General features: G+C 67.6%; 5 protein-coding genes and 1 pseudogene. 4 read left to right on the top strand and 2 right to left on the bottom strand.

Going from position 1 to position 8,317, the window contains the following annotated elements; all coding sequences use genetic code 11:
• Positions 1–127 (top strand): annotated as a pseudogene (locus tag VFQ64_RS01065) (IS630 family transposase); the annotation flags it as partial.
• Positions 128–200: 73 nt separating this feature from the next.
• Entirely contained in the window at positions 201–1,217 is a 1,017-nt protein-coding gene (locus tag VFQ64_RS01060) for an IS481 family transposase (protein WP_325101450.1), read from the top strand.
• A 146-nt stretch (positions 1,218–1,363) separates the two neighbouring features.
• On the opposite strand, the gene VFQ64_RS01055 is transcribed toward VFQ64_RS01060, so the two are convergent.
• Positions 1,364–3,427, bottom strand: coding sequence for a hypothetical protein (locus VFQ64_RS01055; protein ID WP_325101449.1), 2,064 nt, complete (start codon positions 3,425–3,427; stop codon positions 1,364–1,366).
• A 128-nt stretch (positions 3,428–3,555) separates the two neighbouring features.
• Here VFQ64_RS01055 and VFQ64_RS01050 point away from each other — a divergent pair, with 128 nt between their 5' ends.
• Entirely contained in the window at positions 3,556–4,665 is a 1,110-nt protein-coding gene (locus VFQ64_RS01050) for a DUF4214 domain-containing protein (RefSeq protein ID WP_325101448.1), read from the top strand.
• Between the two features lie 12 nt (positions 4,666–4,677).
• Complete coding sequence (locus VFQ64_RS01045) at positions 4,678–5,115, top strand: DUF4214 domain-containing protein (RefSeq protein WP_325101447.1); 438 nt, start codon at positions 4,678–4,680, stop codon at positions 5,113–5,115.
• A 26-nt stretch (positions 5,116–5,141) separates the two neighbouring features.
• Here the strand turns inward: VFQ64_RS01045 and VFQ64_RS01040 are convergent, their stop codons facing one another.
• Entirely contained in the window at positions 5,142–8,087 is a 2,946-nt protein-coding gene (locus tag VFQ64_RS01040) for a DUF4214 domain-containing protein (protein WP_325101446.1), read from the bottom strand.
• Positions 8,088–8,317: the final 230 nt, after the last annotated feature.

Genomic DNA, 8,317 nt, shown 5'->3' with positions numbered 1-8,317 from the left:
GCTACTCCGAAAAGCCGACGAGCGATCTGTCGATGCAACATGGAAGCGCATCGGCTCCCTACTCGACTGCTTCGCCCCAGACGAATGCCGCAACTACCTCGTCAACTCCGGATACGCCTCAACGTGATCCGGTCACGCTCTGGTTGTTTGATCCCGGGCTTTGATGGTGCATTCTTCACGGCTGAGTGGAAGGAGGCATTATGGGCCAGGTACTCCATGGGAGCGCCACGACGACTGAGGCAGTCCGTCGAGCGATACAGCATAGTCAAGAGAGCTTGAGGGCGCTGGCCAGGCGTCACGGGGTCAACCAGAAGACCATCGCCAAGTGGAAGAAGCGCAGGTCAACGGCTGATCTCCCGACGGGTCCGAAGGACCCAAGATCAACCTCGCTGTCGATCGAGCAAGAGGCGGTGGTCGTCGCGTTCCGGCGCCACACGCTGCTGCCGCTCGACGACTGCCTCTACGCGCTCCAGGCGACGATCCCGCACCTGACACGCTCGTCGTTGCACCGCTGCCTTCAGCGCCACGGCATCAGCCGATTGCCCGAGGTCGACGGCGACAAGCCGGCAAAGCGCAAGTTCAAGTCCTACCCGATCGGGTACTTCCACATCGACATCGCCGAAGTGCGGACCGAGGAGGGCAAGCTATACCTCCTCGTCGCGATCGACCGGACGTCCAAGTTCGCGTTCGTCGAGCTGCACGAGAAGGCGACGCGCCGTGTGGCCGCCGACTTCCTGCGCCACCTCGCAGCCGCCGTACCCTACAAGATCCACACCGTCCTCACCGACAATCCTGTCCTGAGCGAAGTCGAAGGGGGAACGCACTTCACCGATCCCACCGGTGATGGCTGGACGCCCGAGGACATCAAGGCGATGCGGGCGCAGAAGCTGCCCTTCCGCTGCCATTCCTTCGAAGCGGCCTGCGCCGATCTTGACGTCCAGCATCGCCTGACAAAGCCGCGGCATCCGTGGACCAACGGTCAGGTGGAACGGATGAACCGAACCATCAAGGAAGCGACCGTCAAACGGTACCACTACGACAGCCACGACCAGCTCCGGCAGCATCTCGGCGACTTCGTCGCCGCCTACAACTTCGGCCGCAGGCTCAAGACCCTCAAGGGGCTCACGCCATACGAAGCAATCTGCACAGCATGGCAGAAAGAGCCTAGACGCTTCACGTCAGACCCGCACCATCAACCCCCGGGACCAAACATCTAGGACGGGCGCGTTCCGCCCAACGGATGCCGCACAGTCCATCGGCAACATCTCGAGTTTCGGCGTCGACCGCGCGGGTTGGCTCTACATCGTGGACTTCGGCGACGGGCAGATATTCAGGGTGGAGCCGGCGCCATGAGCGGCGTCGCTTATTGCCTGACTCGGGATATCTGCACCTCGCGCGGCGCCGACACGCCTTCCTGCACCAGCAGGCGGGGCTCGCCGGGCGAGGTGAGGGCCACGCGGACGCGCCGGCTGACGTAGGATCCGACGCCGCCGCCAAGCGCCAGCGCCGTCAGCGCCGGGCGGTCCTCGGCCAGCGTATAATGCACGTTCGCGTCGACGATCCGGTCCAGCACTACCACGCGCCTGTCGGCAGGGGCGGTGCCAGCGCCCGGGAGCTCGCCCACCGTCAGCGAGGCGATCGCCAGGCTTTCGACATCGGCGAAGACCACCGCCGGCAGGATCGGCCGTAGCACCGCCAGCGTGCCCAGGCGGACCCGCCTGATCCTGCTTGTTCCCCCCTCCCGGCTCGGGTCCGCCTGGAACCGCGCCGTCCCGCCGGCGCAGCGCAGCGTGTTGATGGACAGGCCGTTGATCGGGCCGACCGCCTGGAAGGACCGGCACGTCACCGTGCCGAGGACGACATCGCTGGCCGAGCCGGTGCTCGCATTCAGCAGAATATCCCGGTCGGCTGCCTCGACCGCGTCGATGCGTATCCCCTCCTGCTTCCCCTGCAGGATGATGGCGTGGTCGGCCGACCCGGCGACGCGCAACGCCTCGATTACGACTGCGGCGGCGGTGTCGACGAACAAGGCCTGATGCCGGCTCCGCTCGCTCGTTACCGTCCCTAACGTCACGCCGGCAGCACGCTCGATCGCCACACTATGCGTCGCCGCGTCGCTGCACCGCACTTGGCCCACCGTGACCCCGAATCGGCGATAGGCGTCGCTCGCCGCATGGCGGCTGATGACCTGAACAGCGCACAGGCAATCGCCTGCGTCGACCGCGCCGATCCGCACGTCGCGCGATGCGCGATATTGCCATGCCGCATCCCGACCGATCTCCTCCGCGCTGTCGATCACGACCGCGGCCCCGGCCTTGCCCGTCGCCGACACGGCATCGATTGTGACGCCAGACGCGCCCGCAATGCGCAAGCCATTGGCGCGGCCATGAACGGATTCGACCCGCCCGCCCGTGGCGCCGGTGTTCGACCACTCGTCCAGTTCCGGCCGCGCCCATGGCGTCGTGCTCGTTTTCCAGTCGGCAGCGGGATCGCTCGCCTCGCCTGCATAGGTCACCAGCGCGACCGCATCGTCGCCGACGTCGTCGCCCTCCCAGCGCTCCACGTCCAGATGGCGGACGGTGCCGAAAGCGGGGGCGCGGCAGGCGTTGAAGTGGAGGCCGTCCGCCAGCGTCCGCTCGATCGCCGCAGCCGCGACATGCGGGCGGTCGCAGCCCATGATGATGATGCCGGCCTGTGGCGCGTCGCGGATCGTGGCCGTGCCTTCGATACGAAAGCCGCGCGATGCCCATGCGCTGCCGGGTCGGCTCTTGCAGGTGATCCCATCTCCGCGCGACCGCCGGCGCGGCCGCCTTGTCCAGGCGATGGTGGGATTGCGCAGCGTGCAGTCGTGGCAGCTTCCGCCGAACCAGAAGCCGCTGCCGCTGCCCGTGCCGTCGACCCGGAGGTTATCCATGGCGAGCGCGCCGCCCGTCATGTCGATCGACACGCCCGGCACGTCGATCAGCGTGACCGCGCCGGGCCGGCTTGCGGCCGTGTCCGTGTAGCGTAGCGTGCGGTCCCAGCGGAGCTGCCGGATTGCGCCGAGCTGCATGAGGCCGGCCATGGCCACGATGGCGGCCGTGGCATCGCGTTCGCCTTCGCGCGTGAACCACCCGACCTCGGCCGGGCCGTCGAAGACCCGCCGCCAGACTCCTTGCGCGGGAGGGACATGCGCCGAGCGGACGACCAGACCTTCCACCGTGTCGACCGCCACCAGTGCGCGCGCGTCTCCTGGCCGAAAGACGAACAGTGCATTCTCCTGCCGTGTCCGCGCGCGCAGGCCGGGCCGCGGCACCACCGCGCGGAGCGCGACGCGGTCGTCGAGAACGATGTCCGCCGCGGCGTCCATGTCGGCCGCCGGGCTCGCCTGGGTTACCGCCAGCAGCGGCGCAAGTAACACGGTCCTGCGGGTCGCGTCCATGGTCATGTCTCATGCTCCGGCCGCTCCGGGTCCGGCGAAAGGGTTTACCCTCGTCCGCTCGGGTAAAGGATTGGAAGATCGTCCTTCTCTTTTGCTATGGAGCCATTTGCAAGGCCAAGCAGGAGAGGGTTGCCATGGAAACGATCACCGGAACCGAGGGTGACGACACCCTGGAGGGCACCCTCCAGGATGATACGATCAAGGGCCTCGGCGGCAACGATGTCATCCGTGCCGGTCGTTACAACGGATCCTACGACCTGATCGAGGGTGGCGACGGCAACGACACGATCTATGCTGCCCTCGGCTCCATCGCCGGCGGTGCCGGAGACGATCGCATCGTCCTGGACGGCGGGAACCAATATTACGGCTATCTGGACGGCGGCAGCGGCTATGACACGCTGGCCGTGGACTTCGGCTCCTGGACGGTGGACCTGACGGCGACAGGCACCAACATGATGAGCTGGTACGTCGCCCGCAGCAGTTGGGGATATGGCCCATTGTACGGCATCGAGGCCTTCGAGTTCACCATGCTGAGCAGCCGCGACCTGAAGTTTCAGGGCGCCGCCGGCGACGAGAGCGTTACCGTTGTGCAGAAGTTTCTGCCGTACGGCCTTGTCGAGATCCGGGGCGGGGACGGCAACGACGTGCTGAGGGGAAGCGTCGGCGTCGACTCGCTCCATGGCGAGGCGGGCGACGACCGGCTGCTGGGCGGCGAGGGCGACGACGTCTTGGACGGCGGCGGCGGCATCAACATGCTGGTCGGTGGGCCTGGCGACGACCGGTTGTCGAACGGCGACGCTTATTACCTCGGGTTCCGCAGGCAATATGCCATCTCCGACAGGCTGGATGCCGGCGTCGCCACGCACAGCATCGGCGGCGGAACGGAGACCGGGACGGACACGCTGACAGCGACCGGCCGGACCTTCTTTATTGACGGCCAGTTCGACTATGGCACCGGTTCGGTCGCGACGCAGGTTGCGCGGCTGTATGATACCGCCTTCGATCGGGCGGCCGATCAGGACGGCCTCAACTTCTGGTCCAATGCTTTGAACAAGGGGGTGACGCCGGCCGGCGTGGCGCAGGCATTCCTGCTCTCGGGCGAGGCAGCGGCGCGGGGCTATGCCGCCTTGTCGAATGCAGCCTTTGTGGACCGGCTGTTCCGGTTCTCGGTGGATCATGCAGCGGGCGCGGACAGCGCCACCTATGTCGCGGCGCTGGACGGCGGCACGGCGACGCGCGCGTAGGTGCTGGTGCAGGTGTCCGAGCGGCAGGAGCATGTCGCAGCCTCACCCAATCTCCTGAACGGCCAGTGGGTGGCCGATCCCACCGCCTTGCAGGCGGCGCGGCTCTATGATGCGGCGCTCGACCGGCTGCCCGACGCGGCGGGTTTCGGGACATGGATCGCGAACCTCAAGAGCGGACAGACGCTGGGGCAGATGGCGGCCGCGCTGATGACGACCGATACCCATCGGGCACGTTACGACGGCCTGTCGAACCAGGCCTATGCCGAGCAGCTCTATCGTCTGATCCTTGACCGCGAGGGCGAGGCCTCGGGGGTGGCCGGCTGGGTGGCCAGCCTCGACGCCGGCGTCGACCGCCACACCATCCTCGCCGCCTTCTCGGAATCGCCCGAGCATGCCGCGCTGACCGCTTCCTTCTGGCAGTACGGGATCATGCTGGACGGGGGCTTCTAAGCCCACGCGGCTCCCCTGAACCAAGCCTATAGCACGTCGATGCCGCCGGTGATGTATGCGGAGTAGAGGTACTGGTGCTCAGTGCTGGTGGCGAAGAGGAGGAGCATGTCGCCGGTGGAAAGTCCGCCGTCGAGCTGGGCGATCCAGTGGGCGCGGCCAGGGGCGTCGGGTGGGCGGTCGAGGGTGTTCTGGTACATGAAGTCGACAAGCTGGCCGCGGTCGAGCCCGGCGGTGCGCGTGCGGAACTCGTCGGAGGCGGCAAAGCCAGCGGCGACCTGGCTCAGGGTCATGGTGCCGCCCTTGAGCGCCTCGGCCCAGCCGATCAGCCCGGCCGCGTCAGGCCTGCGGCCGGCGAAGCTGTCGTAAAGCAGCGCCACCGTCTGATAGGCGTCGTCCGTCTCGAACCAGCCGCCCGCCGTCATGCTCGCGGTCTGCGCCTTGTGCTCGCCGCTTTCCGAGAAGAACAGCAGCGCGTCCGATCGGGCGAGCCCGGCGTCGAGCCGTGCGATCCAGTCGGCGCGGCCCGCCGCGTCGGCGGCGCGATCGAGCACCCGGCGGTAGAGGAAGTCGACGAATGCCGCATTGCCCGCGACGTTCGCGCCCGACGCCTGGAACTCGGGTGACCGAAGAAAGGCATCGGCGACCCGGTCGAGCGTCCAGCCGTCGTCGTGCATCCGGTCGAGCCAGCTCTCCAGCCCGGCCTGGTCGGCGGAGCGGTCGAGCACCGCCGCATACAACCGCTGCACCTGCGCGCCCGCGCCGTCGGGATCGATCACCAGTACGCCGTCGGCGAACCGGTATTGCTCCACGCCGACGCCGGTGTCTACGCCCTCCGGTCCTGCGACGGTCGTGACGCCCGACGCGGTGCCGACGCTCGACTGCCGGAACCCACCGGCGAACACCGCCGTGTCCTGCCCCGCGCCGCCGTCCAGCCGGTCGTCGCCCAGGCCGCCGATCAGCCGGTCGTCGCCCGCGGCCCCGGTCAGGTCGTCCTTGAACCGGGTTCCCGTCAGCGTATCGGCACCCATGCCGCCGGTCTGCCCGCTGTCGACCAGCTTGATCGTGACCGTCTTGGTGTCGGTACCCGTATCGAACATTTGCCCCGACGCGCGGATCGTCACCGCGATCGTCTCCGTTCCCTCGACAAGGCTGTCGGCAAGGATCGCGATCGTCGGCAAGGCGAACGTATATTGGACCGACGCGGGCGGAATGGCGTATTCTTCGGAATAGCTCGGCACGGTGACGTCGGTTCGGTCGGTCGCGGTCGAGCCGGCGGCCGCGAACGACAGGGTCACCGTGCCGCGGGCTTGCGAGACATTGGAAAAGGTCAGGTTCAGCGACAGCGCCTGTCCGCCGTCCTCGGCGATCGCCTCCGGCGCGGCGACCGAGACCGTGGCGGCTTCGGCAAGGCCGACGATCCGCGGCGCGAAGCCCGCGAAATTGGCGGCGGTGAGCGCCGCGGCGTCGACGTTGCGCAGCACCGCTCTGGTCTCGAACCGGGAATGATCCACCGCGGCCCCGGTCGGATCCAGTTGCAGCAGCGTGTCCGGCCCCGCCCGAACGAGTCGCGCATGCCCGCTCGCGCCGAACGGATTGCCGCCGTCCCAATAGCCGAGCCGCTGAAACAATTCGGCCAGTTCGAAGACGTCGCCCGCCGCACCGGGCACGAAGTCGGTGAACTCGGGTGCGTCCACGCGCCGCGTCTGTTCGGTCAGCACCACCGTGTCGCGGCCGCGACCCAGCGTCACGCGGGTCGGTCCGGCGGCGGACTGGAGCAGCAGCCGGTCGTTGCCGTCGCCCAGAGCGATGGTCGCGAGGCTTCCGGCGGACACATATCCGTCATTGGCGAAGGTGACCTGGTCGTCGCCGACACCGGCGTCGATGCGAACCGTCTGCACACTCGGGATGACGTTGGAGGTCGAGAAGGAGACCATGTCGTTGCCGCGGCCGCCGATCAGCGTGTCGGACCCGCCCCCGCCCGAGACATAATCGTCGCCGTCCCCCCCGTCGACGAAATCGCTGCCCGCGCCGCCGTGAACGCTGTCGTTGCCCGCGCCGCCGTAAATCGTATCGTTGCCCGCTCCGCCGTCGATCTCGTCTCTCTCGCCGAGCCCGCGGATCGTGTCGTTGCCGATCGTTCCCTTGATCACCTCGTAAAGGTCGGTTCCGGTGATGCTGGTCGCGGGCGGGGCCGCGCCATCGGGCCGCCAGCCGCCCAGATTCGCCGCCGTGAACGCGCTCGCCGTCGTGTTCTCGAAGCGAAACAGGGGGCGCCACGACGAATACGGGCCGTTCGGCCCGTCGCCGTCGATCTCCAGCACGGCGTCTGCGCCCGTTTGGACGAGCCGCAAATGGCCGCTCGCGCCGAACGGGTTACTTCCATCCCAGCCGTAAAGCTTGGCGGTGATCCAGGCGTTGAAGTCGATCGCGTCTCCGGTGCCGCCCGCGGCGAAGTCGGCGACGACGACGGCGTTGGGAAAATAGCCGTTCTCGCTCAACACCACCGTGTCGCGCCCGGTGCCGAGCGACACCCGCACAGTGTCCCGGTAATCGGTTTCCAGCGTCAGCCGGTCGTCGCCCGCGCCGAGATCGATCGTGGCCGTGCTCGACGCCAGGTAGAAGTGCATCGAACTGTAATCGACCCGGTCGTTGCCGTCGCCGGCGTCGATCCGGATGGTTTCGGCGACCGGCTGCGACCAGGAGGAGTGGCGGAGCCGGATTGAATCGTCGCCCGCCCCGCCGATCAGCGTGTCGGAGCCGCCGCCGATGTCGTCGATGCTGTCGTCGCCGTCGCCGCCCCGGACGGTATCGCTGCCGTCCCCGCTCTGGATGTAATCGCTGCCGTCGCCGCCGTCGACCGTATCGTCACCGTTGCCACCGCTGATCAAGTCGTGGCCCTCGAGACCCTGGATCGTGTCGGCGTCTACCGTACCATCCAGCCGGTCATCCAGCGCCGTGCCCGTGATATCCATGACAATCCCTCCCCGGGAGGCTCAGCGGCTTACAGGTTTCAAAGTATTGTATCTATTAGGCACTTGCTACCACTGGTTCGTCAACCGAGCCTCACCCCAGTACGTCGATTCCGCCGGTGATGTGTGCGGAGTAGAGGAACTGGTGCTCTGTGCTGGTGGCGAAGTAGAGCAGCATGTCGCCGGTGGACAGGCCGCCGTCGAGTTGGGCGACCCAATGGGCGCGGCCAGGG

The sequence above is a fragment of the Sphingomonas sp. genome (assembly GCF_035714405.1).
Taxonomy (GTDB): Bacteria; Pseudomonadota; Alphaproteobacteria; order Sphingomonadales; family Sphingomonadaceae; genus Sphingomonas.
The sequence above is the reverse complement of the archived record's forward strand: the minus strand, read 5'-3'. Positions and strand labels throughout refer to the sequence as shown.